This is a genomic window from Peteryoungia desertarenae (assembly GCF_005860795.2).
In the GTDB taxonomy this organism is placed as follows: domain Bacteria; phylum Pseudomonadota; class Alphaproteobacteria; order Rhizobiales; family Rhizobiaceae; genus Allorhizobium; species Allorhizobium desertarenae.
The window spans coordinates 3,227,335-3,252,286 of sequence record NZ_CP058350.1 but is presented as its reverse complement, the minus strand read 5'-3'; the positions used below and the strand labels follow the sequence as shown (position 1 = coordinate 3,252,286).

General features: G+C 59.0%; 24 protein-coding genes. 16 read left to right on the top strand and 8 right to left on the bottom strand.

Translation table 11 applies throughout. From position 1 onward, the window contains the following. Positions 1-55 precede the first annotated feature (55 nt). Positions 56-3,829 (top strand): methionine synthase, encoded by a 3,774-nt coding sequence (gene metH / locus FE840_RS15835; protein WP_138286457.1) that lies wholly within the window; start codon positions 56-58, stop codon positions 3,827-3,829. Here metH and FE840_RS15830 read toward each other — a convergent pair. The 7 genes from FE840_RS15830 to FE840_RS15800 all read right to left on the bottom strand — a co-directional run bounded on the left by FE840_RS15830 (position 3,826) and on the right by FE840_RS15800 (position 10,401). After that, complete coding sequence (locus FE840_RS15830) at positions 3,826-4,449, bottom strand: hypothetical protein (protein ID WP_138286455.1); 624 nt, start codon at positions 4,447-4,449, stop codon at positions 3,826-3,828. The two genes, metH and FE840_RS15830, sit on opposite strands and share 4 nt — an antisense overlap. A 99-nt stretch (positions 4,450-4,548) precedes the next feature. Then, positions 4,549-5,421: a protein phosphatase 2C domain-containing protein gene (locus FE840_RS15825; RefSeq protein WP_138286454.1), complete on the bottom strand. Its 873-nt coding sequence runs from the start codon at positions 5,419-5,421 to the stop codon at positions 4,549-4,551. Between the two features lie 25 nt (positions 5,422-5,446). After that, complete coding sequence (locus FE840_RS15820) at positions 5,447-6,499, bottom strand: ABC transporter ATP-binding protein (RefSeq protein ID WP_138286452.1); 1,053 nt, start codon at positions 6,497-6,499, stop codon at positions 5,447-5,449. A gap of 13 nt (positions 6,500-6,512) precedes the next feature. Beyond that, positions 6,513-7,295: an ABC transporter permease gene (locus FE840_RS15815; protein WP_138286450.1), complete on the bottom strand. Its 783-nt coding sequence runs from the start codon at positions 7,293-7,295 to the stop codon at positions 6,513-6,515. Next, on the bottom strand, positions 7,292-8,182 hold the full coding sequence (locus tag FE840_RS15810; RefSeq protein WP_138286449.1) for an ABC transporter permease: 891 nt from the start codon (positions 8,180-8,182) through the stop codon (positions 7,292-7,294). The genes FE840_RS15815 and FE840_RS15810 overlap by 4 nt, the downstream gene beginning before the upstream one ends. 94 nt (positions 8,183-8,276) lie before the next feature. Next, on the bottom strand, positions 8,277-9,353 hold the full coding sequence (locus tag FE840_RS15805; protein ID WP_138286750.1) for an ABC transporter substrate-binding protein: 1,077 nt from the start codon (positions 9,351-9,353) through the stop codon (positions 8,277-8,279). A gap of 175 nt (positions 9,354-9,528) precedes the next feature. After that, positions 9,529-10,401 carry a MurR/RpiR family transcriptional regulator gene (locus FE840_RS15800; RefSeq protein WP_138286447.1) on the bottom strand — a complete coding sequence of 291 codons (873 nt, stop codon included), beginning with the start codon at positions 10,399-10,401 and terminating at the stop codon, positions 9,529-9,531. Positions 10,402-10,586: 185 nt separating this feature from the next. Between FE840_RS15800 and FE840_RS15795 the strand changes: the two genes are divergently transcribed. The 10 genes from FE840_RS15795 (at position 10,587) to FE840_RS15750 (ending at position 20,457) form a co-directional block, all read left to right on the top strand. Beyond that, entirely contained in the window at positions 10,587-11,357 is a 771-nt protein-coding gene (locus tag FE840_RS15795) for an N-formylglutamate amidohydrolase (RefSeq protein ID WP_138286446.1), read from the top strand. A gap of 115 nt (positions 11,358-11,472) precedes the next feature. Next, complete coding sequence (locus FE840_RS15790) at positions 11,473-11,982, top strand: TRAP transporter small permease subunit (protein ID WP_138286444.1); 510 nt, start codon at positions 11,473-11,475, stop codon at positions 11,980-11,982. Between the two features lie 20 nt (positions 11,983-12,002). Then, complete coding sequence (locus tag FE840_RS15785; protein WP_138286748.1) at positions 12,003-13,328, top strand: TRAP transporter large permease; 1,326 nt, start codon at positions 12,003-12,005, stop codon at positions 13,326-13,328. A gap of 105 nt (positions 13,329-13,433) precedes the next feature. Next, entirely contained in the window at positions 13,434-14,474 is a 1,041-nt protein-coding gene (locus FE840_RS15780; protein ID WP_138286443.1) for a TRAP transporter substrate-binding protein, read from the top strand. Between the two features lie 86 nt (positions 14,475-14,560). Next, positions 14,561-15,928 carry a glutamine synthetase family protein gene (locus FE840_RS15775; protein ID WP_138286441.1) on the top strand — a complete coding sequence of 456 codons (1,368 nt, stop codon included), beginning with the start codon at positions 14,561-14,563 and terminating at the stop codon, positions 15,926-15,928. Between the two features lie 56 nt (positions 15,929-15,984). Then, a complete protein-coding gene (locus FE840_RS15770) occupies positions 15,985-16,416 on the top strand; it encodes a helix-turn-helix domain-containing protein (RefSeq protein WP_138286440.1) in 432 nt (143 codons plus the stop codon). Next, on the top strand, positions 16,406-16,825 hold the full coding sequence (locus FE840_RS15765; RefSeq protein ID WP_138286439.1) for a type II toxin-antitoxin system VapC family toxin: 420 nt from the start codon (positions 16,406-16,408) through the stop codon (positions 16,823-16,825). Before FE840_RS15770 ends, FE840_RS15765 begins: the two co-directional genes overlap by 11 nt. A gap of 122 nt (positions 16,826-16,947) precedes the next feature. Then, positions 16,948-18,333, top strand: coding sequence for an aldehyde dehydrogenase family protein (locus FE840_RS15760; RefSeq protein ID WP_138286437.1), 1,386 nt, complete (start codon positions 16,948-16,950; stop codon positions 18,331-18,333). Then, on the top strand, positions 18,330-19,475 hold the full coding sequence (locus FE840_RS15755) for an iron-containing alcohol dehydrogenase (RefSeq protein ID WP_138286436.1): 1,146 nt from the start codon (positions 18,330-18,332) through the stop codon (positions 19,473-19,475). Before FE840_RS15760 ends, FE840_RS15755 begins: the two co-directional genes overlap by 4 nt. Positions 19,476-19,737: 262 nt before the next feature. Then, positions 19,738-20,457: a ParA family protein gene (locus tag FE840_RS15750; RefSeq protein WP_171033671.1), complete on the top strand. Its 720-nt coding sequence runs from the start codon at positions 19,738-19,740 to the stop codon at positions 20,455-20,457. Between the two features lie 64 nt (positions 20,458-20,521). Here FE840_RS15750 and FE840_RS15745 read toward each other — a convergent pair whose 3' ends face one another. Then, entirely contained in the window at positions 20,522-21,862 is a 1,341-nt protein-coding gene (locus FE840_RS15745; protein ID WP_138286433.1) for a L,D-transpeptidase, read from the bottom strand. Between the two features lie 295 nt (positions 21,863-22,157). Here FE840_RS15745 and FE840_RS15740 point away from each other — a divergent pair, with 295 nt between their 5' ends. From FE840_RS15740 to FE840_RS15720, 5 genes are all read left to right on the top strand, one after another. Next, a complete protein-coding gene (locus FE840_RS15740; protein WP_138286432.1) occupies positions 22,158-22,988 on the top strand; it encodes a DUF4432 family protein in 831 nt (276 codons plus the stop codon). Positions 22,989-23,073: 85 nt separating this feature from the next. Continuing rightward, entirely contained in the window at positions 23,074-23,412 is a 339-nt protein-coding gene (locus tag FE840_RS15735; protein WP_138286431.1) for a protein tyrosine phosphatase family protein, read from the top strand. Between the two features lie 85 nt (positions 23,413-23,497). Beyond that, the gene (locus FE840_RS15730; protein WP_138286430.1) at positions 23,498-23,839 is read left to right on the top strand and encodes a RidA family protein; all 342 of its coding nucleotides are present in this window, start codon (positions 23,498-23,500) and stop codon (positions 23,837-23,839) included. Positions 23,840-24,080: 241 nt separating this feature from the next. After that, positions 24,081-24,359: a type II toxin-antitoxin system TacA family antitoxin gene (locus FE840_RS15725; protein ID WP_138286429.1), complete on the top strand. Its 279-nt coding sequence runs from the start codon at positions 24,081-24,083 to the stop codon at positions 24,357-24,359. Then, a complete protein-coding gene (locus FE840_RS15720; protein ID WP_138286427.1) occupies positions 24,356-24,883 on the top strand; it encodes a GNAT family N-acetyltransferase in 528 nt (175 codons plus the stop codon). Before FE840_RS15725 ends, FE840_RS15720 begins: the two co-directional genes overlap by 4 nt. The last annotated feature ends 69 nt before the right edge of the window (positions 24,884-24,952 follow it).

Here is a 24,952-nt window from a genome sequence, read left to right as displayed (position 1 = left end):
AAACATATCTTTATGTGATTTGGACGTGTCGCATTTGAAGCAAGGGAGTTCGCTTATGCTCGATCAACTGTTCGGCAAGCAGGGTGCCAATCGCGATGGCGCGGAAATCCTGCGGGCGCTGCAACAGGCCGCGCGTGAGCGTATCCTGATCCTCGATGGAGCCATGGGCACCGAAATCCAGGGGCTGGGCCTTCAGGAAGACGATTTCCGCGGAGAGCGCTTCATTGGCTGTGCCTGTCATCAGCAGGGCAATAACGACCTTCTGATCCTGACCCAGCCGCAGGCGATCGAGGACATCCATTTCCGCTATGCGATGGCCGGTGCCGATATCATCGAGACGAATACCTTTTCCTCGACCAGTATTGCCCAGGCCGATTACCAGATGGAAGGTGCGGTCTATGATCTGAACAAGGAAGGGGCGGAAGTCGTGCGGCGCGCCGTGCTCAGAGCCGAGCGCGAGGACGGCAAGCGCCGTTTCGTGGCCGGTGCCATCGGGCCGACCAACCGCACCGCATCGATCTCGCCGGATGTCAACAATCCCGGCTACCGCGCTGTTTCCTTTGATGATTTGCGTCTTGCCTATGGCGAACAGATCGACGGTCTGATCGATGGTGGAGCCGATATCATCCTGATCGAGACCATTTTCGACACGCTGAATGCCAAGGCTGCGATCTTTGCCTGTGAGGAGCGTTTCCTTGCCAGGGGCATACGCCTGCCGGTTATGATTTCCGGCACGATCACCGATCTTTCGGGCCGTACGCTGTCCGGCCAGACACCGACCGCCTTCTGGAACTCGGTGCGCCATGCAAGGCCGTTTACCATCGGTCTCAACTGTGCGCTCGGGGCCGATGCCATGCGCCCGCATCTTCTGGAATTGTCGGGCGTGGCCGATACCTTCATTTCCGCCTATCCGAATGCCGGTCTCCCGAACGAATTCGGTCGTTATGACCAGACGCCCGATGAGATGGCAGAACTCGTTGCGGGCTTTGCCGATGAAGGCATCGTCAATGTGGTGGGCGGCTGTTGCGGTTCGACGCCGGATCATATCCGGGCGATTTCCGAGGCCGTTGCCGGCAAGACGCCGCGCCAGCCTATCGAGCACCGGCCCTTCATGTCGCTGTCCGGGCTGGAGCCTTTCGAGCTCACCAAGGACATTCCCTTCGTCAATGTCGGCGAGCGAACGAACGTGACGGGCTCTGCGAAGTTCCGCAAGCTGATCACCGCCGGCGATTATGCCGGCGCTCTCGTGGTCGCGCGCGATCAGGTGGAGAACGGCGCGCAGATCATCGACATCAACATGGACGAGGGCCTGATCGATTCCGAAAAGGCCATGGTCGAGTTTTTGAACCTGATTGCCGCCGAGCCGGACATCGCCAAGGTGCCGGTGATGATCGATTCCTCGAAGTTCCCGATCATCGAGGCGGGGCTCAAATGCGTGCAGGGCAAGGCGGTGGTGAATTCTATTTCGCTGAAAGAGGGCGAAGAGGCTTTCATCGCGCAGGCTCGCCTGATCCGCAATTACGGTGCCGCCGTCGTCGTCATGGCCTTTGATGAAAAGGGCCAGGCCGATACTTATGAGCGTAAGGTGGAGATCTGCCGCCGCGCCTATCGGATCCTGACCGAAGACGCCGGCTTTGCGCCGGAAGACATCATCTTCGACCCGAACATCTTTGCCGTGGCGACCGGGATTGAAGAGCACAACAATTACGGTGTCGACTTCATCGAGGCGACCCGCACGATCCGGCAGGAAATGCCTCTGGTGCATGTGTCCGGTGGGGTGTCGAACCTCTCCTTCTCCTTCCGCGGCAATGAGCCGGTGCGCGAAGCCATGCATGCGGTCTTCCTCTATCACGCCATCCAGGCGGGTATGGATATGGGTATAGTCAATGCGGGGCAGTTGGCTGTTTATGAAAGCATCGATCCGGACCTGCGCGAGGCCTGCGAGGATGTGGTTCTCAATCGCCGTCAGGATGGTACCGAGCGGCTCCTGGAGATCGCCGAGCGCTATCGCGGCACTGGCGAGGCCAAGACCCGTACCCAGGACATGAGTTGGCGCGAATGGCCGGTCGAGAAGCGGCTGGAGCACGCGCTGGTGAACGGCATCACCGAATTCATCGAGATCGATACGGAAGAAGCCCGGCAGAAGGCCGATCGTCCCCTGCATGTGATTGAAGGGCCGCTGATGGCCGGGATGAATGTGGTCGGCGACCTGTTCGGTGCCGGCAAGATGTTCCTGCCGCAGGTGGTCAAATCGGCGCGCGTGATGAAGCAGGCCGTGGCAGTGCTTCTTCCCTACATGGAAGAAGAAAAGCGGCTGAATGGCGGGGATGAAAAGCAGGCCGCTGGCAAGGTGCTGATGGCGACCGTCAAAGGTGACGTGCATGATATCGGCAAGAACATTGTCGGCGTGGTTCTCGCCTGCAACAATTACGAGATCATCGACCTCGGCGTCATGGTGCCCGCCACCAAGATCCTGGAAGTGGCGAAGCAGGAAAATGTCGACATCATCGGCCTCTCCGGCCTCATCACGCCCTCGCTGGACGAGATGGTGCATGTCGCTTCAGAGATGCAGCGCCAGGGCTTCAACATCCCGCTCCTGATCGGCGGCGCGACCACCAGCCGTGTGCATACTGCGGTGAAGATCCATCCGCAGTACAAGGCGGGGCAGGCGGTTTATGTGACCGATGCCAGCCGCGCCGTGGGTGTCGTATCCTCGCTTCTGTCGGAAGAAACCCGGGACAAGACGGTCAATGGGCTCCGTGCCGAATATGCCAAGGTGGCTGACGCCCATGCGCGGGCAGAAGCCGAGAAGCAACGTCTGCCACTTTCGGCAGCACGCGCCAACGCGGTCAAGATCGACTGGTCCGGCTACAAAGCAACCAAGCCCGCCTTCACCGGCACCAAGGTCTTTGAGGATTATGACCTGAAGGAACTTGCCGAGTATATCGACTGGACCCCCTTCTTCCAGACCTGGGAGCTGAAGGGCCGCTTCCCGGCGATCCTGGAGGATGAGAAGCAGGGCGAGGCGGCGCGGGCACTTTTTACCGACGCGCAGTCGATGCTGGAAAAGATAATCGCGGAAAACTGGTTCCGTCCGCGTGCAGTGATCGGCTTCTGGCCGGCCAATGCGGTGGGGGACGATATCCGCCTGTTCAAGGATGAAACGCGCAGCGAGGACCTTGCGACCTTCTTCACGCTAAGACAGCAATTGTCGAAGCGTGATGGTCGACCCAATGTGGCGCTCAGCGATTTCGTCGCGCCGGTGGAAACGGGTATTGGCGATTATGTCGGCGGCTTCGTGGTCACCGCAGGCATTGAGGAAGTGGCGATTGCCGAGCGCTTCGAGCGGGCCAATGACGATTATTCGTCGATCATGGTCAAGGCGCTGGCTGACCGTTTCGCCGAAGCCTTTGCCGAGCGGATGCATGAGCGGGTGCGCCGCGAATTCTGGGGTTATGCGCCGGACGAGGCGTTTTCGCCGGAGGAACTGATCTCCGAGACCTATGGTGGCATTCGCCCGGCGCCCGGCTATCCGGCGCAGCCCGACCATACGGAGAAGGTTACGCTGTTCTCGCTTCTGGATGCCACGGCCACGACCGGCGTCACGCTGACCGAAAGCTATGCCATGTGGCCCGGTTCATCCGTCTCCGGCCTCTATATCGGTCATCCGGATAGCTATTACTTCGGCGTTGCCAAGGTCGAGCGCGACCAGGTCGAGGACTATGCCGCCCGCAAGGGTATGGATGTGCGCGAGGTTGAGCGCTGGCTTGGGCCTGTTTTGAACTATGTTCCGAAGGCTGCGAGCGCCGAAAAGGACGAGGCGGCCTAGAGGAAAAAGACGCCTCTTAATGCCAGGGCCGGACCCGCAAGAGCATTTAGGGCCTCAAGACCATCCTTCATATCGTTGCGCGAGTGGCTTGCCATGTGCTCGTCACTCGGCTGGTGGTCATTGGCGGCCATGAGATCGCCCATTGAAATGTCCAGCAGAGCCCAGGCCTGGAGAATGGCAGAGCGAAACCCGTTCACCGTTTCCTCGTCCTCTTCCGAAAAAGCGAGTGGCAAGGTCGTTTGTGGAGGTTGGGCAATACCCGGATTGGGGTTTTCGACGGGACCGTTCCCATTCGAAGCCGATTTCTGTTGATCGCGCATGAGGTCGGCAAAGTCGGTGGCTGCTGCACCCAGCTCGCGCCCGATGGCTGCCGACCGGAAAGCCAGGAAAGAGGGTGATACAGAGAACTGGCGCAAGATGCGCATTTCTTCCTGGGCGCGTTCCAGCCGGTCCTGAACAATCTTGCGGCGCGTTTCGGCAAGGGCCGCTTCAATGTCGCCAAGCAGGTTCGCCGTTTCTTCAGGAGCATCTGATGCAACGGCGGTTGCTCCGGCAGACGGTGTCGCCGTGGTCCGCGAAGACGTGTCGAAGCTGCGTGCCGATATCGGCAAAATGTTCATCGCCTGGGCCTGCCGGTTGTCTGATTTAAGAGTCAGAAACAGTCTTGCCGGATAGAATAGTCCGATTGCGTTGATTTAGTCTTAGCGCAGAAACCAGCTCTACGGCTCAAGGCGCAGCAGGATGGCAGTCGTATCGTCTGATTGCTTGAATCTTGGATACCGCAGCCCATCGGGATCGATGACGCGTTCAAAATGGCGCAGTTCCTCAACAAGGGATGCGAGACCCTGATCGCGGGCATGGCGCACGAGCGAGCCGGCGTCATGGGCTTTGTAAAGGGCCACGAGGTCCGCCAGACCATCGGAGCAAAGGAGGGCGGTTGCGCCGCCGCCCTGGAGGGGAACGTCAATAATCACCAGATGGTCGGCAGCCTCCGGCACGATGCCGAAAGTCCAGGTAAGGCCGCCCGGCATGTTCTGGCGGGCGCGGCTTGCCCGCAGGTCGGCAAGTGTCGTCGGGTCTGCATTGGCAGCGCCAATCGCACCAATGCCGCCGAGCCTTGCAATATGTTTTGCCGCCTGAAACTGTTCCCACTCATAGGCGCCGGGAATGGGAATGGCAAAGTCGCTCTGGCCATCATCATGGAGGATATAGAGGCAGCTGTCCCCCAGTCCGAAATACTGGAAACCCGAGCCTGTCGAGCGCAGCGCCGTCAGGCTGGCAGCTGGCCAGGTGTAGCGCGGCTGCTCGCCCGCCACGGATAGAAAGGCGTCCCTGGCTTCTTCCGAGATTTCGCGCAGCACAGTCTTTGGATCTGCGGCGCAGTCGAGTTTCTGCTCCATCCGATGCATTGCGAATTCGGCGATCCAGGAGGCATCCGAGCCGTAACCATCCATGAATTGCCGGTCGCCAAGCCCTGTAGCACCATCGAAGATAAAGGCAGAATCCTTATTATGGCCCAGCCTGTCTTCGTTTGGTCTGCCTGGGTTGCCGGGATCGGTTATGCTCGCAATTACCGAAAGTCTGCCTGACATGCCAGCACTTCCCTCAAGTTCTGACTCAGTCCGCGAGCAGGATCAGGCCGGATGGGTCGATCGTTATGCCGACGATCTCGCCTATGGTCGGTGGCTTGACGCCGGGATCGTTGAAGCTGTCGAAGGATACGCTTTTCCCCGCCACTTCAATCCGCGTGCGGATCACGGAACCAAGAAACTGGCTAGAGGTGACCTTGCCGACGAAAGTGGCTCCGTCAATTGCGCACAGCGTGCCTGATTCAGGTCGCATCGCGATCTGGATCGTTGCGCCAGCAGCGGCCCTGATGTCTTCGTTGATCGTCAAGGTGGTATCGCCGAGCTTGAGGATCCGCTGGATTGGATCAACAACAACGGCGTCGAGAACGTTCAGCGTGCCAACGAAGGAGGCAACGAAGCGTGTCGCCGGTCGATTGTAGATCTCGAAGGGCGTGCCGATCTGGTCGGCCTTGCCGGCATTCATCACGACGATGCGGTCGGAGATCGACAGCGCCTCCTCCTGGTCATGGGTCACGAAGACCGTGGTGATGCCGAGTTGCTGCTGGATCTGGCGGATTTCCTCGCGCAACGACACGCGGATCTTGGCATCAAGCGCCGAGAGCGGCTCGTCGAGCAGCAGAACCTGCGGCTTCGGAGCGAGCGCACGCGCAAGAGCCACGCGCTGCTGCTGGCCGCCGGAGAGCTGGTAGGGGAAACGCTCGGCAAGATGACCGAGATGGATCATATCCAGCATTTCCTTCACCCTGTCTTCAATCTCGGCCTTCGGAAGGCCCGCGATCTTCAGGCCGAATGCCACGTTGTCGAAGACGTCCATGTTCGGGAAAAGGGCATAGGCCTGGAACACCATGCCGATGTTGCGCTTGTTCGGCTTGAGGCTCGTCTGGTCCTGCCCATCAATGACGATGCTGCCGGCCGATGGCGTCTCGAAGCCTGCGACCATGCGCAGGACGGTGGTCTTGCCGCAGCCGGATGGTCCGAGAAAAGAGACGAATTCGCCCTTGTCGATCGACATGTTGAAGTCATGCACGACCTGTGTTGCGCCGAAGGATTTCTGCAAATGGTTCAATGTCAAAAACGTCATGAAATACTGATCCTCAGGCCTGACGTGGCGCGGTTTTCTGAAGGCGGGAGGCGAGCTGCATCAAACCGAGGCAGGCCCAGGTTATGGCAAAGGCAATGACGGCGAGTGCTGCCGGTTCATAGGCCCTATTCGCACCAAGCAACTGCATGTAAGGCCCGAATGCCGGCTTGTTCAAAAGGGCTGCCATGGTGAATTCGCCCATGACGATGGCAAAGGTGACAAAGGCGCCAGACATCACGGCGACGGTCACATTCGGCAGAATGATCCGTCCGATGATGGTCACCCAGCCAGCCCCCAGGCTTTGGGCAGCTTCGGTCAGGGTTGCAACGTCGATGGTTCTCAGTCCCGTGTCCACGGCGCGGTACATGTAGGGCAGGCCAAGGGTCGCATAGCCGAACATCAATAGGATATCCGTCCCGATTGCCGAACCGGTTAGCGGTAGCCAGCTTGAAGTGTTGTACAGGCGGATATAGCCGAAGACCACCACGATGGCCGGAATGACGAGCGGCAACAGCGTGATGAATTCAATATAGGGCCGCAGGAAAGGAAGCTTCAGGCGTACCCAATAGGCTGTTGGCACGACCAGGAACACGCCGAAGGCAATGGTGACCAGCGCCATGGTCACCGAATAGCTGAAGGTTTCCTGGAAACGGGGATCGGCAAAGACCTTTTCATAGGCGTCGAACGAATACTCGCCGCGCCGCATTTTGAGCGAGAAATTGGTCATGCCGATCAGCGGCAGTATGAAATAGAGGAGGCCAAACCCCAGCATGGCCCATGCCCAGAAACGCCTCATTTCATCCACCTTTCGCTGCGGCCGCGCAGCCAGATGTAGATCCCGTTGGCAATGCCGGTGACAACGATCATGCCGAAGGCCAGTGCGTAGCCGAGATGTGGATCGTTGAGCACGTCGCCCCGGATCTGGGCGAACAGCAAAATGGGGACGATATTCAGGGACGAACCGGTCAGGGCAATTGCGGTGGCCACCGCGCCAAAGGCGTTGGCGAAGAGAAGTGCGAGTGTGCCAAGGATGGACGGCAGCAGGATTGGGAAGGCGACAAGCCGCCAGTATTGCGCGTTGGTTGCGCCAAGGATCGAGGCTGCTTCACGCCACTCTTTTTTCAGCCCGTCGAGTGCCGGGGCGATGATGAGGATCATCAGGGGAATCTGGAAGAAGAGGTAGGTGATCGTCAGGCCCCAGAAGGACAGAAGGTTGAAGCCGAGCACCCGCAGGTCGATCCCGAGTTCAGTCCGCAAAAAGACGGTCACCAGTCCCACCGGGCCAAGGGTGGCAAGAAAGGCAAAGGCGAGCGGCACGCCCGCAAAATTCGATGCCACGCCGGAAAACGTCAGCAATGGCCCCCGTATCCAGCGGGGCAGGCCACCGAGGATCACAGCGGTTGCGACGCCGAAGCCGATCAGGCAGCCAAGAGCGGCCGAGGCAAAGCTGATCTTGATGGAAATCCAATAGGCCGCAATGATCGTGGGGGTGAACAGTCCCCGGATATTGGCAAGGGTGAAATCGCCGTCCGGGGTCTGAAAGGCACCGACGACGATCTTCATCGTCGGCATTATGAGAAACAGAAGGACGAAGGCTGCGAAGGGAACAATCCCGAGCCAGTGAAATGGAAGCCTGGGCAGCTTTCCAGGTGGTCCGCCTGTGACGGCCCGGTCAGATGACATTGATCTCTTGCCCCTCTTGTCCGTGTTCTCACGGTTCATTCCGGTGATGCCGCCGCCCGGTTGATCTCGTCCGGGCGGCGGCGAAGTTCAGCTGTTACTGGACGTTGGCGCCGACAACGGCATCCCAGCCGGCAGTCACGGCTTCGCGGTTGCCGTCGACTTCTTCGAGTGTCGGGAAGTAGGCCTTTTCATAGGATTCGGCCGGCGGCAGAGCGTCAAGCAGATCCTGCGGGATCTTGCCGTCCTTAACCATGGCGTTGAACCGAGCGGGGTGGCAATAGCCCTTCAACCAGCCGAGCTGGCCTTCGTCGGAATAAAGGTGCTCCATCCACAGCTTGGCAGCATTCGGCTGCGGCGCATAGGCAGAGATACCCTGGACGTAGACACCTGCGAGGATGCCGCTTGCCGGAACGACGACTTCAGCCGGCGGATTGCCAGCCAGCGTGTCGCGGGCTGCAAGTGCATTGTAGTCCCACATGATGACGATCGGGGTAGAGCCCTGGGCGAGCGTGCCGGCCTTGCCGATGACCGGGACGAAGTTGCCTGCCTTGTTCAGCTCGGCGAAGAACTTGAGGCCGGCTTCGCCAGCTTCCTTGCCCGGTGCAGCGCCTGTCGCCATGCCGGCGGCGAGAACGGCCAGAATGGCCTGGTTGGAGCCACGCGGGTCGCCGGCGAGAGCAACCTGACCGGCATATTCCGGCTTCAGCAGGTCTGCCCAATCCTTCGGCGTGTTTTCGACCAGATCCTTGTTCACCAGGAAGGACATGACGCCATAATAGTCGCCATACCAATGACCTTCTGCATCCTTGATGTTGTCCGGGATTTCATCCCAGGTGGACACCTTGTATGGCTGCAGCAGTCCCTCGGACTTCATCTGCGGGCCGAAGGCGAGACCAACGTCGACGACGTCAGGAGCCTGCGGGCCCTTGTTGTCCTTGTTCGCCTTGATGGCTTCGACTTCATCGGCAGAGCTTGCGTCCGGGTTCAGTTCGTTGACTTTGATCTCCGGGTATTTTGCCTTGAAGGCGGCGATCACATCACCATAGCCGCACCAGTCGTGGGGCAGGGCGATGGTGGTCAGCATGCCTTCCTTCTTGGCGGCTTCGACAAGTTCCGCGCTGGGTTCAGCAACGGCGACAGCCGAGCTTGCAATGACCAGAGCTGTCGTCATCGAGAGCAGTTTGTGGAATTTAGTGCTCACTTCAGTTCTCCTCTACAGTTCGCAGCAACGCGCGGTCTTTAGGCGTGCTACATTATGGTTGTGTGACAAAATCAAATCGTTGCATCGGTGGCACCTGTTGGTTTCTGCTGTCTGTGTTCCTCCGATGGCTTTTGCGTTGGTCTTGTCATCGCGGCTTTCGAAAGAGCCGTGATTGTTCGAAAAGGTCTTCGAGGGTGTTCATGCGTTCGCGCGTTTCGTCCCAGGACGCGCTCTGAACCGCTTCGATCAGTGCTTCGACAACAAAAAGCGTCACAACCGAGGAGTCCCAGGCCGAGGGCGCTTCGATGTGCAGCTTGAAACAGTGGCGAGCGTGCTGGGCAACCGGTGATGTCCACTGGTCGGTGAAGACGATGATCTCCACACCGTTCTGGCGGGCCACTTTCGCAAGGGTCGTCAGGTCCGCTTCGTAGCGGCGGATGTCGAAGATGATCACCACATCGCCGGGCTGCATGTTCAGGACATGCTGCGGCCAGGCACTTGCGTTCGAGGTCATCAATGTCGTCTTGGGCCTTATCACCTGCATATGGGTGAAGAAATACTCCGCCAAGGCCCCCGTAATGCGCCCGCCGACGAAATAGAGGCTTCGTTTGCGATCGCCCAACATGCGTGCTGCGTCATCGAAGGTTGCGGTCTTCAGCTCACCGAGGGAGCTGCGCAAGTTTGCCATAACGGCATCTGCAAAACGATTGAGGATATGCTGGTTGGGTGCGTTGGCGGCCCAGCGGTCGTGTTTTGCAATCGGATTGGAAATCGTGGCTTCCAGTTCCTGATGCAAATGCGCCTGGAATTCGGGATATCCCTTGTAGCCCAGCTTCTGCACCATGCGGGCGACTGTCGGTGTCGAGACGCCTGCGTTGTCGGCGACAGTCGTTATGCTACCCAGTCCCGATACTGGGTAGTTCTCCAACAGGCTTTCAGCCAGCTGTCGTTCCGCTCGTGTCAGACCCTCAAAATGAGCCTGAATCACGTCAGACACAGTCTTTGACGCGTGGACCAATATCAGAACGTCTCCCCTCGGGCGATCTTATGCCGACCCTGACTGAGATTAAGACTCCCGTTCACGATTGTGTCAATGAGAGATTTGAAGAGAATTTTTCAGAATGGAATTGACAGGGGAGCAATCGTGAAGAATTCTTTTCGTAATGAACAAGCCTTCAGAAGAGGGCGCGGGGAAAAATCGAAATGCTCCTGAGGGCGGATATACTTGCCGAAATGGACGGCCCTGCCGTTGCCGTTGAAAACGCTACGGCAGCTGGCCCTGTGGTTCTGGTCTGCGAGCATGCATCGCGGGATCTGCCTGCCTCCGCTGGAGACCTGGGACTTTCTCCCGAAGCCTTGGCAAGTCATATCGCATGGGATCCCGGTGCCCTTGCCGTTGCGCGGCAATTGCGCGACCGTCTGGATGCCCTGTTGATATTTCAGCGATTTTCGCGGCTTCTCTATGATTGCAACCGCCCGCCGGAATCACCGGCGGCCATGCCGGTGAAAAGCGAGGTCTACCAAATCCCCGGCAATGTCGATCTGACCGTCGCAGAACGGTATGCGCGAACTGCGGCTTTCTATGTGCCCTTTCATGACCGGATCAGTACGGAACTCCAGCTGAGAACAGCCAGCGGACGCCCTTCGGTTTTGGTCACGGTCCATAGCTTCACGCCCGTATACTTCGGGGAAAGGCGTGCGGTGGAAATCGGCATTCTTCACGACGATGACAGTCGGCTGGCGGATATGATGCTCACAGAGGCCGCAAGCGGTCCTTATCGCGTCGCCCGCAACGAGCCCTATGGCCCGGTTGACGGCGTCACGCATTCGCTCAGGCTGCATGCGCTTCCCTATGGTCACCTGAATGTCATGATCGAGGTCCGCAATGATCTCATCGACAATGATCAGGGGCAGCGCGAGGTGGCGGATTATCTCGCCCATTTGATCACCCATGCGCTGGAACGCATGGCATAAAACCTAAGCAATCTCGGCAAGCCAAAGACAAAGAGGGAACGGATGCCAGCAGATATGACAGGGGATACGGACACAAACAGGCTCGCGGCAGGCGCCCCAGAGGCGGGACGGTTCAATGCCTGAAGCGCTGAAGACCTATGTGCGGATCGTCGATGCCTTCAATCGCCGGATCGGACGGATCGTGATGTATGGCGTCTTTGTCCTGATGGGCATCCTGCTCTATTCGTCGATCTCCAAGAACCTGTTCGTGCCGGCGCACTGGACCTTCGAAATGGCCCAGTTCGTCATGGCAGGCTATTACCTGCTCGGCGGGGCCTATTCGCTGCAGCTCGACAGCCATGTTCGTATGGATCTGCTCTATGGGCGATGGTCGCCGCGAACCAAGGCCATGGTCGATGCCGTCACCATCCTCATGCTGTTCGTCTACCTGTTTTTCCTGCTCTGGGGCGGGGTTTCCAGCACCAATTATGCGCTAACCTATAACGAGACGAGCTATTCCGCCTGGTCGCCCTACATGGCGCCGGTAAAGATCGTCATGGTCGTTGGTATCGTCCTCACATTCCTCCAGGCGACCTCGATTTTCATCAAGGATCTGGCACTCGCAATGGGGAGGCCGATCGCGTGATCGATTATCTCAGCTATGAAATGATCGCGCTCCTGATGTTTACGTCGATGATGATGTCGATGTTGACGGGGCAGCGGGTCTTTGCCGTCATCGGTTTCGTCGGCGTCGTTGCTGCTGCACTTCTTTGGGGCAATGGTGGCTTCGAAATGGGCTTCTCCGCCGGCATGAAGCTGATGAAGTGGTATCCGCTGCTGACGCTGCCGCTTTTCATCTACATGGGCTATATGCTGTCGGAATCCGGCATCGCCGAAGACCTCTACAAGGCCTTCCATGTCTGGTTCGGCGGCATGCCGGGTGGTCTGGCCGTCGGGACCATCGGCCTGATGGTGGTGATTTCGGCGATGAATGGCCTCTCGGTTGCCGGCATGGCGATCGGCGCCACCATCGCATTACCGGAACTGCTGCGCCGTGGTTATGACAAGATCATGGTTTCCGGCGTCATCCAGGCCGGTAGCTCGCTCGGCATTCTCATTCCGCCAAGTGTCGTTCTGGTGCTCTACGGCATGATCGCCCGCCAGCCTGTCAGCCAGCTCTGGCTTGCCGGTGTTCTGCCCGGCCTGATGCTGGCAACAATGTTCTGCATCTACATCATCATCCGCTGCCGCCTTAATCCGGCATTGGGTCCAGCTCTTCCCAAAGAAGAGCGCAACATGCCGCTTTCGGAAAAGCTCAAGCTTCTACGGGCCGGAATCCTGCCATTCCTCGTGTTTTTCATGATGATGGGTCTCTTCCTGATGGGGATTACCAGCCTCGTGGAAAGTGCAGCCGTTGGCGCGCTAGCCTCCATGTTTGCCGCCTGGTTCAAGGGGCGCCTGACCAAGGTGGTCTGGAACCGTGTGCTCGAGCAGACGCTTGGCATTTCCTGCATGTTCATGTGGATCATTCTTGCCGCGCTCTGCTTTGGCGCCGTCTTCGACGGGCTGGGTGCCGGTCGCGCCATCGAACGCTTGCTTCTTGGCGAATTCGGCCTGTCCCCTTGGCAGATCCTGATCCTGATGCAGCTGTCCTTCCTGGTGATGGGAGCCTTTCTCGATGACACCGCCATGCTCGTCATCGTGGCACCGCTCTACATCCCGCTGGTCGGTCGACTGGATCTGGGGATCGAAAACCCGCTGATCTGGTATGGCGTGCTTTACACGATCACATGCCAGATCGCCTATATGACACCGCCCTTCGGCTACAATCTCTTTCTGATGCGCGCCATGGCACCGCCCGAAATCAAGTTGATCGACATCTATCGATCGGTTTTCCCCTTCGTGCTGATCATGATGCTCGGGATGGTGATCCTCATGCTCTTCCCGCAGATCGCCACCTGGCTGCCGAGCCAGATCTATCTGAGGGGCTGAGTTTCGAACGACAAGAGGCCCGGGAAACGGGCCCGATACCTGCACGACCTGCCGAACATTTCAATCAGCGGGTTTGGACGAAAACAAGAAACAGAGGGAACGACAATGACAAACAGCAGACGTTCATTTCTCAAGACCGCAGCCATGGCCACGCCCGCCGTGCTGGCGGCACCTTATGTGAAGGCGCAAGACCGCAAGATTACCTGGCGCCTGCAGACCTATGCAGGTGCAGCTCTGGCAGAATTCGTCATCCGTCCATCGGTTGACGCCTTCAACAAGGCGGCGAACGGCGAGATGGAAATTCAGCTCTTCACCGCCGACCAGCTGGTTCCGACCGGCGAACTGTTCCGCGCCATGCAGGCCGGCACCATCGACGCCGTCCAGTCCGACGACGACTCGATGAACTCGCCCGTCGACATCAAGGTTTTCGGGGGATACTTCCCCTTCGCCTCGCGCTACAGCCTCGATGTCCCGACATTGTTCTACGAGTATGGCCTCGCCGAAATCTGGGATCAGGCCTATTCGGAAGTGGGTGTGAAGTGGCTGTCTGCCGGCGCCTGGGATCCGTGCAACTTTGCGACCAACAAGCCAATCACCAAGCTCGATGACCTGAAGGGCCTGCGCGTCTTCACCTTCCCGACGGCCGGTCAATTCCTCTCGCAGTTCGGGATCGTGCCGGTCACCATTCCGTTCGAAGACGTGCCGGTCGCCATGCAGACCGGTGAAATCGACGCGATTGCCTGGTCCGGTATCACCGAAGTCTTCACCTCCGGCTGGGTCGATGTCACCAAGTACTTCCTGACCAACAACGTGTCGGGCGGCTGGTGCGGTTCGTTCTTTGCCAATGCCGATCGCTGGAACGAGGTCCCGCCGCACCTGCAGACGCTCTGGCAGATGTGCATGGACAGTTCCCATTACAAGCGTCTGCACTGGTATTGGGGCGGCGAAGCCCGCCTGCGTGCTGAAGGTGGCCGTCTGGAACTGACGAGCATTCCGGATGCCGAATGGAAGACTGTCGAAGAAGCAGCTCTCGTTTTCTGGGACGAAGTCGCCCAGCAGACAGAGCGTACCGGCAAGGTTGTCGAGATCCTGAAAAAGTACAATGCCGACATGGAAAAGGCCGGCAAGCCTTACCGCTACGGCTGATCAACGGAAGCGGTGGCCCGGCTTGTTGCCGGGTCACCCTCACAAACAAGACGGCATGAGCCAAGCGCTGCCCTGGGAACACCGAGATGAGCACTTACACATTCGAAGATCTGAAAAAGGACGTCGCCGAGGGGCGCATCGACACGGTTCTAGCGTGCCAGGTGGACATGCAGGGCCGTTTGATGGGCAAGCGCTTCCAGGCGGAGTATTTCGTTGAAAGCGCCTACAAGGAAACCCATAGCTGCAACTATCTGCTCGCGACCGACATGGAGATGGAAACCGTCTCCGGCTACAAGGCGACGAGCTGGGAGAAGGGCTATGGCGACTACACGATGAAGCCGGATCTTTCGACCTTGCGTCGCATTCCCTGGCTCGAAGGCACGGCGCTGGTTCTCTGCGACATGCTCGACCATGCGACCCATGCGGAAGTGCCGCATTCGCCGCGCGCGATCCTGAAGAAGCAGGTCGCCCGGCTCGAAGCCATGGGCATGAAGGCCTTCATGGCGACCGAACTCGAATTCTTCCTCTTCGACCAGACCTATGACGAGGCGCGGCTTTCGGGCTATCGCGACCTGAAGCTGGTGTCGGGCTATAACGAGGATTACCACATCTTCCAGACGACCAAGGAAGAGGATGTGATGCGGGCGATCCGCAAGGGCCTGCAGGGGGCCGGCATCCCGGTCGAAAACTCCAAGGGTGAGGCCTCTGCCGGGCAGGAAGAGATCAACGTCCGTTATGCCGACGCCCTGTCCATGGCCGACCGGCATGTGATCATCAAGAATGGCTGCAAGGAAATCGCCTGGTCGAAGGGCAAGGCCATCACCTTCCTCGCCAAATGGCATTACAATGCCGCCGGTTCGTCCTCGCATATCCACCAGTCGCTGTGGTCCGCCGATGGCAAGACACCGCTCTTCTTTGACGAGAAGGGCCAGTACGGCATGTCGGACACCATGAAGCACTACATGGCCGGGCTGCTCAGCCACGCTTCGGAAATCACCTATTTCCTGGCGCCCTATATCAACTCCTATAAGCGCTTCATGGCGGGCACCTTTGCGCCGACCAAGGCGATCTGGTCGAAGGACAACCGCACCGCGGGCTACCGTCTCTGCGGCGATGGTACCAAGGGCATTCGTGTCGAGTGCCGTGTCGGCGGCTCCGATCTCAATCCCTATCTCGCTATGGCAGCGCTGCTGGCCGCCGGCATAGACGGCATCGAGAAGAAGATGGAACTTGAGCCCGCTTTCACCGGCGATGCCTATGGGGCGCAGGGTGTTCGCGAGATCCCGCGCACACTGCGGGCGGCAACGGAAACGTTGAAGGATTCGGCCATGCTCAGGGCTGCTTTCGGCGATCATGTGGTCGACCACTATGTCCGCGCTGCCGAATGGGAACAGGAGGAATATGACCGTCGGATCACCGACTGGGAGGTGGCGCGCGGCTTTGAACGGGCCTGAGGTTGTTGCGGTGAGAACCACGGGCTGGTAAAATCACAACAGTCCGGAGGTGCATCATGATCGACAGTGCCTGGTTCTATCGACAGCTCGAACAGGAAGGCCGTTCTCTTCGCGCCATGGCGCGGGAGCTTGGTCTCGACCCGAGTGCGGTGTCACGGATGCTGCGGGGCGAGCGGAAGATGAGTGCCGAGGAGCAGGACCGGATCGCCGCCTATTTGGGTGTGCCGCTTGCGGTGGTTGCTGCCAAGCGGCGCGGGGAGGTTGTCGGTTTCGCGGAAGAGGGGCAGGAGGGGTATGCAAGCGGACCCGGTCGCAAACCCGTCGAGGATATGTCTGGCGATCTGATGACCGAGAAGGACAATGAGGCGGGGCTGAGCTTTTACGAGCGTGTCCGTGGCTGCATGAAGGGAACCATCACGATCATGCCGGGAACTGATCTCACGGCGCCGACTGATCCCGAATGGGCCAAGGTTTACGATGACGACTGAACGGTATCTTCTGGATACTTGCGCGATCATCTATCTGGCCCATGACATGCCGGTTTCCAAGGGCTTGCTAGATGTTCTGGATTTCATGCCGTCCAGAGTGGACACTGTACTTGCGTCGCCATTCTCGGCTTGGGAGCTTGGAATGCTGGTTGCCAAGGGACGGATCGTGCTTGAACGTCCGCCGGCGGAGTGGTTTCGAATTGCGTGCGTGCGCTTCGATATCAGTACCGTTCCCTTGTCGGCGGAGGTCTTGGTTTCAGCCTCCTTCCTGCCCGAACCGCTGCATGGCGATCCGGCTGACCGCATCCTGATCGCCACCGCGCGGTCTTATGATTTGACGATCGTGACCCGCGATCGCGCCATTCTGACCTATGGCGCGGCGGGGCATGTGAAAGTACTGGCCTGCTAAGCAGGTTCCGTAAAAGTGTCCCACGGTTTTACGATGAGAACCTGCGACAAAACAAAGACGCTAAGCGGATGAATCGTTGGTTTGCCAACGAAAGTCTGCTTAGCTCGAAGGAGCAAGTGAGAATGACGATGATCCAATGCATTTCGCCGATCGATGGATCGGTTTACGCCGAGCGACCGGCGATGTCGCTGGAAGCGGCAAGCGAGGCCGTGGCCCGTGCGCGCAAGGCGCAGAAGGCCTGGGCACGCAGGCCGCTCGAAGACCGTGTTCAGCTGGTGCTGAAGGGTGTCGCCCGTCTCAACGAGATGGCCGATGAGGTGGTTCCGGAACTGGCTCATATGATGGGCCGTCCGGTGCGTTATGGCGGTGAATACAAGGGTTTCAACGAGCGCTCCAACTATGTCGCGGCAATCGCCGCCGATGCGCTGGCGCCGCTCGTCGTTGAGGCCAGCGACAGTTTCGAGCGCCGGATCGAACGCGAGCCGCATGGCGTCGTCTTCGTCATCGCGCCGTGGAATTATCCCTACATGACCGCGATCAACACAATCGCGCCAGCGCTGATGGCGGGCAATACCGTCGTGATCAAGCATGCGACCCAGACGCTTCTCGTTGGCGAGCGCATGGTGCGCGCCTTCGTCGAAGCCGGTGTTCCCGACGATGTCTTCATCAACCTCTTCCTCGACCACCAGACCACGTCTGCGCTGATCGCGGCTGGCAATTTCAACTTCATCAACTTTACCGGTTCGGTAGAAGGCGGGCGTTCGATCGAGCGCGCCGCTGCCGGCACCTTTGCCGGTCTCGGCCTCGAACTCGGCGGCAAGGACCCGGGTTACGTCATGGAAGACGCAGACCTCGACGCTGCCGTCGATACGCTGATGGATGGTGCCACCTATAATTCCGGCCAGTGCTGCTGCGGTATCGAGCGCATCTATGTGCATGAGAGCCTCTACGATGCCTTCGTCGAGAAGTCGGTCGCCTGGGTGTCGAACTACAAGCTCGGCAATCCGCTCGATCCGGAAACGACGCTCGGCCCGATGGCCAACAAGCGCTTTGCCAAGGTCGTGCGCGAGCAGATCGCCGATGCCGTGTCGAAGGGCGCCAAGGCGCTGGTCGATCCCAAGCTCTTTCCGGCAGATGATGGCGGCGCCTATATCATGCCGCAGGTCCTGGTGAACGTGGATCACTCCATGACCTTCATGAAGGACGAGACTTTCGGCCCGGCCGTCGGCATCATGAAGGTGAAGAGCGACGATGAGGCGCTCGAACTGATGAACGACAGCCCCTATGGCCTGACCGCCTCGCTCTGGACGCAGGATCCCGAACGCGCTGCCCGCATCGGTCGTGACATCGAGACCGGTACCGTCTTCATGAACCGCGCCGACTATCTCGACCCGGCGCTCTGCTGGACCGGCGTCAAGGAAACCGGCAAGGGCGGCTCGCTCTCCGTGCTCGGCTTCCAGAACCTTACCCGTCCGAAATCCTACCACCTGAAGAAAGTCACGAAATGAACATCGTCGCCAATTGGAGCTACCCCACCGCCGTCAAGATGGGACGTGGCCGCATCAAGGAACTGGCGGACGCCTGCAAGTCGCTCGGCATGAAGAAGCCGCTCTTGATCACCGATCGGGGCCTTGCGCCGATGGCGATCACGCAGACGGCGCTCGATGTGCTGGAAGAGGCTGGCCTCGGCCGCGCGCTCTTTGCCGATGTCGATCCGAACCCGAACGAGAAGAACCTTGAGGCCGGCATCAAGGCCTATAAGGATGGCGGTCACGATGGCGTCGTGGCCTTCGGCGGCGGCTCGGGCCTCGATCTCGGCAAGTGCGTCGCCTTCATGGCCGGCCAGACCCGGCCCGTCTGGGATTTCGAAGATATCGGCGACTGGTGGACCCGTGCCAATTCCGACGGGATCGCCCCGATCGTTGCCGTGCCGACCACGGCGGGCACCGGCTCGGAAGTCGGTCGCGCTTCGGTCATCACCAATTCCGTCACGCATGTGAAAAAGATCATCTTCCATCCAAAGTTTCTGCCCGGCGTCGTCATCTGCGATCCGGAACTGACCGTTGGTATGCCGAAGATGATCACGGCGGGTACGGGCATGGATGCGTTCGCGCACTGCCTGGAAGCCTATTCCTCGCCCTTCTATCATCCGATGAGCCAGGGCATTGCGCTCGAAGGCATGCGGCTGGTCAAGGAATTCCTGCCGCGCGCCTATCATGAAGGAACCGATATCGAAGCCCGGACCAACATGATGTCGGCAGCAGCCATGGGGGCGGTTGCCTTTCAGAAGGGGCTTGGCGCGATCCACGCGCTGTCGCATCCAATCGGCGCCGTCTACAACACCCATCACGGCATGACCAATGCGGTGGTGATGCCGCCAGTCCTGAAGTTCAACCGCCATGTCATCGAGGAGAAGATCGAGCGCGCGGCTGCCTATCTCGGCATCGCCGGCGGCTTTGACGGCTTTTACGATTACGTGCTGGCGCTGCGCGCCGAACTCAATGTGCCGGCCAATCTGAGCGCCATGGGCATTGCCAATGACCGGATCGACGAACTCTCGGCCATGGCGATCGAAGATCCGAGCGCCGGTGGCAATCCGGTCAAGATGACACTTGAAAACACCAAGCAGTTGTTCGCCGACTGCTTCTGAGCGTTAATATTTGTCATGACTGCGACGGCCCGCAGCGATGCGGGCCGTTTTCGTGACCGGAACCTGCGTTCGTGTTGATGTCACTGAAAGTGCAGGGAAATCTCCTGGTCTTCCGGCGGACTACACCAATTTTAGGGAGGGCAGAGGGGCTGCTCGTTTGCAGTTTGTTAACCATAATTAGAAAGAATGGATACACGAAGCGCCGATGCAGGGTGCCCGCAGAGCAATGACCGGCTCGGACAGACCCAGTCGAGGATACAGAATGCCCGTCATCTCATTTGCAAATGCCAAGGGCGGCGCCGGCAAGACAACTGCAGCCCTGCTGCTCGCCACGGAACTTGCCCATCAGGGATACCGCGTTGCAATACTTGATGCCGACCCCCAGCGGTGGATCACGCAATGGTATGAAATCTCCGGTCCCCAGCACAATATCGAGGTGATTTCCGAGGTGTCGGTTGCGTCTGTGCAGGGGCATATCCGCGAACTTTCGCGCACGAGCGACTACATCATCATGGATCTTGCGGGTGCTCGCGACGCTATGGTCACGACGGGTATCGGACTGTCCGATCACGTGATGATCCCTGTCCAGGGCTGCGCCATGGATGCCAAGGGTGGCGCGCAGATCCTGGACCTCATCAAGCTGATGGAAGACACCGGCAAGCTGGTCATTCCGCATTCCGTGGTTCTCACGCGGGTAACCTCGATGGTGACGACGCGTGCATTGCTGACGATCAAGGGGCTGCTGGCAGCGCGAGGCGTCAATGTCATCAACACACCGATTGCCGAACGCACGGCCTTCCGCGAGATCTTTGACTGTGGCGGGACGCTTTATTCGATGGAGCCATCTAAAATCAGCAATCTCGACAAGGCCCGCGAAAACTCTCAGGCTTTCGCCAAGGAGGTCATGCGGCTGCTGCCGGTCAGGGTCGTTCGCAGCCAAGCGCCGAAACGCCTGTTCCGCCTGGTCAGAAGTGCTGCTTGAACGCTATCGGTTGCTGAAAAATCAAGCCGCCGTGTTTTCCCGGCGGCTTTGTCATGTGCCGCATTCAATCAATGAACTCGACCGTGACACCCGGCGTCACCATCTTCGCAAGTTCGGTCGCATCCCAGTTTGTCAGTCGGATGCAGCCATGGCTTTGTGTGCGGCCGATCTTGGAGGGCTCCGGTGTGCCGTGAATGCCGTAGGTGGGCTTTGACAGGGCGAGCCATACCGTGCCGACCGGTCCGTTCGGGCCCGGCGGGATGGACAGAACCCGGTCATTGTTACCCTGCTTGAAATTGATCTTCGGATTGTAGGTATAGCCCGGATTGAGGGCGATGCGCTCGATGGTCACCGTGCCGGAAGGCGAGGGGGTGTCAGCAGAGCCGATGCTCGCGGGATAGGCAGCAATCAGGGCGCCGTCTTCGCCATAGGCGAAGACCTGTTTCAGTCCCTTGTCGGCTACGATGCGGGCGACCTTGCCTTTCTTGATAGGGCCGGGATCGGCGACCTTGATGATGGTGCCGGGGATGGTGAAATCGACGCCGGGATTGAGTTCCCGCAGGAAGCGTTCGTCCATATGGAACTTTTCCGCGAGCATTTCTGCCGTTGACGTGAAAGACATCGCTGGAAGCTGGGCCTTTTGGCCATAGTCATCGGGAATGGAGGCCACGAAGGGACCGGCGGCGTCGCCGGCGGTGATTGTATAATTGGTGATTGCCAGGCCACCGGACAGACGCAGGCGCTGGAGGATATCCTCCGCATTGTTTGGATCGAGCGTTTCGCCCGTCATCTGTTCCCAGGCAACGATTGCCTTGTTGACGTTCTGCCCGATCTTGCCGTCGATGACGCCGGGCGAGATGCCCTGGCGATCGAGAAAGACCTGCAAGGCAACGATTTCCAGTCGCGACAAATCGCTCTTGACCGGGATGTCGGGGGTGACAATCTGCTGTGGTGTCGTTTCCGGCTGCGGCGGCAGGTCTGGCCCGCCATAGGGCATGTTGCTGTCGAGGCCGCTCAGCGGGCGTCGTTCGATCGGGTCCGGGTCCGGTATCGTGCCGGTAACAACATCATCCTCCCAGCCACGGGACTGCTGACGATAGTCATCCTCATAAACGCTCGGTATCGAAGCCTGACGCTGGCGCGGGAAATAGCTCTCCGCCGGGATCTCGGTGGCAACAAGATTGCCGAAATGATCGATCAGGATACGACGACCGTTGCGGTCGCGGCTGACGATCACTTCGCCAGCTTCTGGCACATAATCGAGAATGTCGCCTTCCGGTGTGACCAACAGCGTCGGGGAAGAGCGATAGCCATAGCCCTGCTGGGCCTGGGCGGGAATCGCTATGCCGCCGGCAAAGGCGGCAAGGGTCGCAGCAAGTATGGCCGACTTTCTGATTTCAAACACCGTTGGGCTTCCTCATCTTTGTCGAGGACAAACGCTAGAACTTTGACACTAATATGGAAAAGGTGAACCCATGGTGAAGAAGAGCTTAAGATGGCACCTCTGGCTTGTTCCGCCAGCGGCGCCTCGCTTTCCTTCCAACCGGCGGGGAACGTAATTATCTGATGTTCCGTTTGATAAAACGCATATCCAGATGCCATTTGATGGCCGAATGCGCAGTCGCTAGGGCTGTGGGTTCAAATTTGCTTGATCACTGATGGTGACCGCAGGCATTGAGGCTGTGGCGGGAGAAATTCTCATGATCCGTTTTGGTGGCTCTGTCGGGCCCGTGCTTTCGCTTGATGACAAGTCCGTTCTCGATATCGGCGCCTGCGTTGTCGATGGCATTGATCTTGCCCCGGGACGAGCGATACCGGATGACGGCGACCCGCGTATCGATCATTCGCTGCAGGGATTTCTCTTCACCTGCGGGCCGGATCACATCCGCCATCCCGAGCCGCTTCCGGGCGGTATGGCCGGTACGTTTCCCCTGCACGGCTCCTTTTCTTCCCATCCGGCCGAAATGGTTCATCAGGAGCAGGATGGTGATGATCTGATCTGCCGTGCTGTGGTTCCTGTCCTTCTTGCTGATGGTGGACGTGCGCGGCTCGACCGTACTTGGCGCCGAAGTGGTGCAAGTGGTCTGGTGATGCTGGAAGATACGGTCACCAATGTCGGGGAAAATCCGTACCCGGTCTTTCTGATGTACCACATGAATATCGGAGCCAGGCTGTTTGATCCTGACGTTCGCCTCGAAGGGGGCATGCTGGAGGGCGGCGGCTTTCCCTGGACCTTCGGTCAGGCAGACGGCGGCATCTTCTGCGTGTCCGCCGGAGAAGACGAATGGGCCGAGATACGGCTCGGACCGATCGCCGCGCTCAATGGCAAGAGCCTGCGCGTGCGCTTTAAGACGAATACGCTTCCTTATCTGCAGGTCTGGCGCAACCAGAAGGCACCTGCCCATGTGTTGGGGATCGAGCCGGTGTCCCACCGCTGGATCGGGCGATATGAGCTTGAAAAACAGGGTGAATTCGTCATGCTCGCTCCCGGTGAAAGCCGGCAATATGGCCTGTCTTTTTCAATTGAATAGGGGGCCTTGGCGCAGGCCTCGGCAATTGACGCTTCGGCTGCCCCGTCGTAAATGTCTGGCCCAAGATTGAAAAAGAGGTGCCCCGGTGGATATCAGGCAGATCAACGAGCATTATTCGGTCAGCGGCCAGATCACGGTCGAGGACCTGGATGTCATCAAGTCCATGGGCTTCAAGTCCATTGTCTGCCATCGCCCGGATGGAGAGGACATGGGCCAGCCTGATTTCTCCGAGATAGCAGCGCGTGCCGAGGCCCTTGGCCTCAAGATCAAGCATGTCCCGGTCGGCCCCATGGGTGTCACCGCAGAAGCCGTCTCCGACATGGTGGACGCTCTGGAAGACTTCGATGCGCCGATGCTCGGCTATTGCCGTTCAGGCGCACGTTCGACGGCCATCTATCAGCACGCCGAGCGTCAGCGCGGCTAATCGCTATCACCCCATTGGAGGTTTTTCGGCGCGTCAGAACAATGCGTCGTGCTTCCGTTTTATCAGAACAATCAGGAGACCTAGTATGAGCATCAAGCGTATCGAGCCCGGCAAGCGCATGAGCGGCGCCGTCGTCCACGGCAACACCGTCTATCTCGCCGGCCAGGTTGGCGAAGGCGCATCCGTGACCGAGCAGTCGAAGTCGGCGCTTGCCGAAGTCGACCGCCTGCTGGCCGCTGCCGGTTCGGACAAGTCGAAGATCCTGCAGACGATCATCTACCTCTCGGACATGTCGACCTTCGGCGAAATGAACGCTGTCTGGGAAGCCTGGATCGATCCGGAAAACCCGCCGGCCCGCGCCACCTCGCAAGCCGCCCTCGCGACCCCGGACTACAAGGTCGAGTTCATCGTCACGGCGGCGATCTGATCCTATTGACGGTTTGAATCAGAAACCCGGTGAATCCTGTTGATCCGCCGGGTTTTTTGTTGAGACAGTAATAAAAGGTCTCGATGATGGCGACCTATAGGCTCCTGTCACCGGGATTGGCATAGATCCAGCCGGGTTGCTGCCGATGCCACGGATTTTGGCTGTTCGTACGTTTTGAAGGTGTACATTTGACCATCAAGAGTGGCTACGGTAGGATAAGGCAGTAAAAATGGAGGTGCCCATGCCGAGAGCAGTTGTCGAGGACAATGAACGCATGAGCCTTCGCATCGCCGCATCGGCGAAATCGAAGCTGTTGCGGGCGGCGATGCTGCGCAATACCGACCTGACGAATTTTGTCACGCAATCTGCCTTGCGGGAAGCAGAGGCGGTGATTGCCGAAGCGGAAGCGATTCAGGTTTCGGAACGAGATCACTTGCGAATCCTGACCCTTTTGGAAAATCCGCCCAAGCCCAATGCCAAGCTGCGGGCCGCGATCGCGGCTTTGCCGGATACTCTATGAGGATCCCGCATTGGCACGAAGAACCGATTGGCAAATCCCATGATCGGGCTTCGTTCGATTGCGGTAATGCGCAGATGAACGAGTTTTTGCTGCGTTTTGCCCGACAGAGCCATGAGCATAACGCCGCCAAGACGTTTTGCGCAATCGACACAGCAAGACCTGGCCGCATTCTAGGCTTCTATACCATCGCCCCATGCTCTGTGGCGCACGAGACCGTGCCAGCTGCAATGACGAAGGGCATGGCGCGGCACGAGGTGCCCGGTTTCCGGTTGGCGCGTCTGGCAACGGATATCGGCGTGGCAGGGCAGGGGCTTGGAGGGGAGTTGCTTGCTGCCGCTGCCTTGCGTTGCCTGCGTCTTGCTGGAGAAGGCGGCGGAATTCTCTTGCTTATCGATGCCAAGGACGAGCGGGCTGCCCATTGGTATGCGTCCTTCGGAGCCGAGCCGCTTCGTGAAAAGCCGCTGACACTGGTCATGCCGCTCGCAACCTTTGCTGCTGACCTCCGTGCCAAAGGATTGCTGTAGCTAGGCTGTTCAGCGGACGCGGCATCAAATTGATGTCGACGCCACGTCCGGCGTCTGTCCACTTGCCTG

What these genes read in the sequence shown, in the direction of transcription:
- metH (WP_138286457.1), top strand. Translation starts at nt 56, where the DNA reads ATGCTCGATCAACTGTTCGGCAAGCAGGGTGCCAATCGCGATGGCGCG.
- FE840_RS15830 (WP_138286455.1), bottom strand. Translation starts at nt 4,449, where the DNA reads ATGAACATTTTGCCGATATCGGCACGCAGCTTCGACACGTCTTCGCGG.
- FE840_RS15825 (WP_138286454.1), bottom strand. Translation starts at nt 5,421, where the DNA reads ATGTCAGGCAGACTTTCGGTAATTGCGAGCATAACCGATCCCGGCAAC.
- FE840_RS15820 (WP_138286452.1), bottom strand. Translation starts at nt 6,499, where the DNA reads ATGACGTTTTTGACATTGAACCATTTGCAGAAATCCTTCGGCGCAACA.
- FE840_RS15815 (WP_138286450.1), bottom strand. Translation starts at nt 7,295, where the DNA reads ATGAGGCGTTTCTGGGCATGGGCCATGCTGGGGTTTGGCCTCCTCTAT.
- FE840_RS15810 (WP_138286449.1), bottom strand. Translation starts at nt 8,182, where the DNA reads ATGTCATCTGACCGGGCCGTCACAGGCGGACCACCTGGAAAGCTGCCC.
- FE840_RS15805 (WP_138286750.1), bottom strand. Translation starts at nt 9,353, where the DNA reads ATGACGACAGCTCTGGTCATTGCAAGCTCGGCTGTCGCCGTTGCTGAA.
- FE840_RS15795 (WP_138286446.1), top strand. Translation starts at nt 10,587, where the DNA reads ATGCTCCTGAGGGCGGATATACTTGCCGAAATGGACGGCCCTGCCGTT.
- FE840_RS15790 (WP_138286444.1), top strand. Translation starts at nt 11,473, where the DNA reads ATGCCTGAAGCGCTGAAGACCTATGTGCGGATCGTCGATGCCTTCAAT.
- FE840_RS15785 (WP_138286748.1), top strand. Translation starts at nt 12,003, where the DNA reads ATGATCGCGCTCCTGATGTTTACGTCGATGATGATGTCGATGTTGACG.
- FE840_RS15780 (WP_138286443.1), top strand. Translation starts at nt 13,434, where the DNA reads ATGACAAACAGCAGACGTTCATTTCTCAAGACCGCAGCCATGGCCACG.
- FE840_RS15775 (WP_138286441.1), top strand. Translation starts at nt 14,561, where the DNA reads ATGAGCACTTACACATTCGAAGATCTGAAAAAGGACGTCGCCGAGGGG.
- FE840_RS15770 (WP_138286440.1), top strand. Translation starts at nt 15,985, where the DNA reads ATGATCGACAGTGCCTGGTTCTATCGACAGCTCGAACAGGAAGGCCGT.
- FE840_RS15765 (WP_138286439.1), top strand. Translation starts at nt 16,406, where the DNA reads ATGACGACTGAACGGTATCTTCTGGATACTTGCGCGATCATCTATCTG.
- FE840_RS15760 (WP_138286437.1), top strand. Translation starts at nt 16,948, where the DNA reads ATGACGATGATCCAATGCATTTCGCCGATCGATGGATCGGTTTACGCC.
- FE840_RS15755 (WP_138286436.1), top strand. Translation starts at nt 18,330, where the DNA reads ATGAACATCGTCGCCAATTGGAGCTACCCCACCGCCGTCAAGATGGGA.
- FE840_RS15750 (WP_171033671.1), top strand. Translation starts at nt 19,738, where the DNA reads ATGCCCGTCATCTCATTTGCAAATGCCAAGGGCGGCGCCGGCAAGACA.
- FE840_RS15740 (WP_138286432.1), top strand. Translation starts at nt 22,158, where the DNA reads ATGATCCGTTTTGGTGGCTCTGTCGGGCCCGTGCTTTCGCTTGATGAC.
- FE840_RS15730 (WP_138286430.1), top strand. Translation starts at nt 23,498, where the DNA reads ATGAGCATCAAGCGTATCGAGCCCGGCAAGCGCATGAGCGGCGCCGTC.
- FE840_RS15725 (WP_138286429.1), top strand. Translation starts at nt 24,081, where the DNA reads ATGCCGAGAGCAGTTGTCGAGGACAATGAACGCATGAGCCTTCGCATC.
- FE840_RS15720 (WP_138286427.1), top strand. Translation starts at nt 24,356, where the DNA reads ATGAGGATCCCGCATTGGCACGAAGAACCGATTGGCAAATCCCATGAT.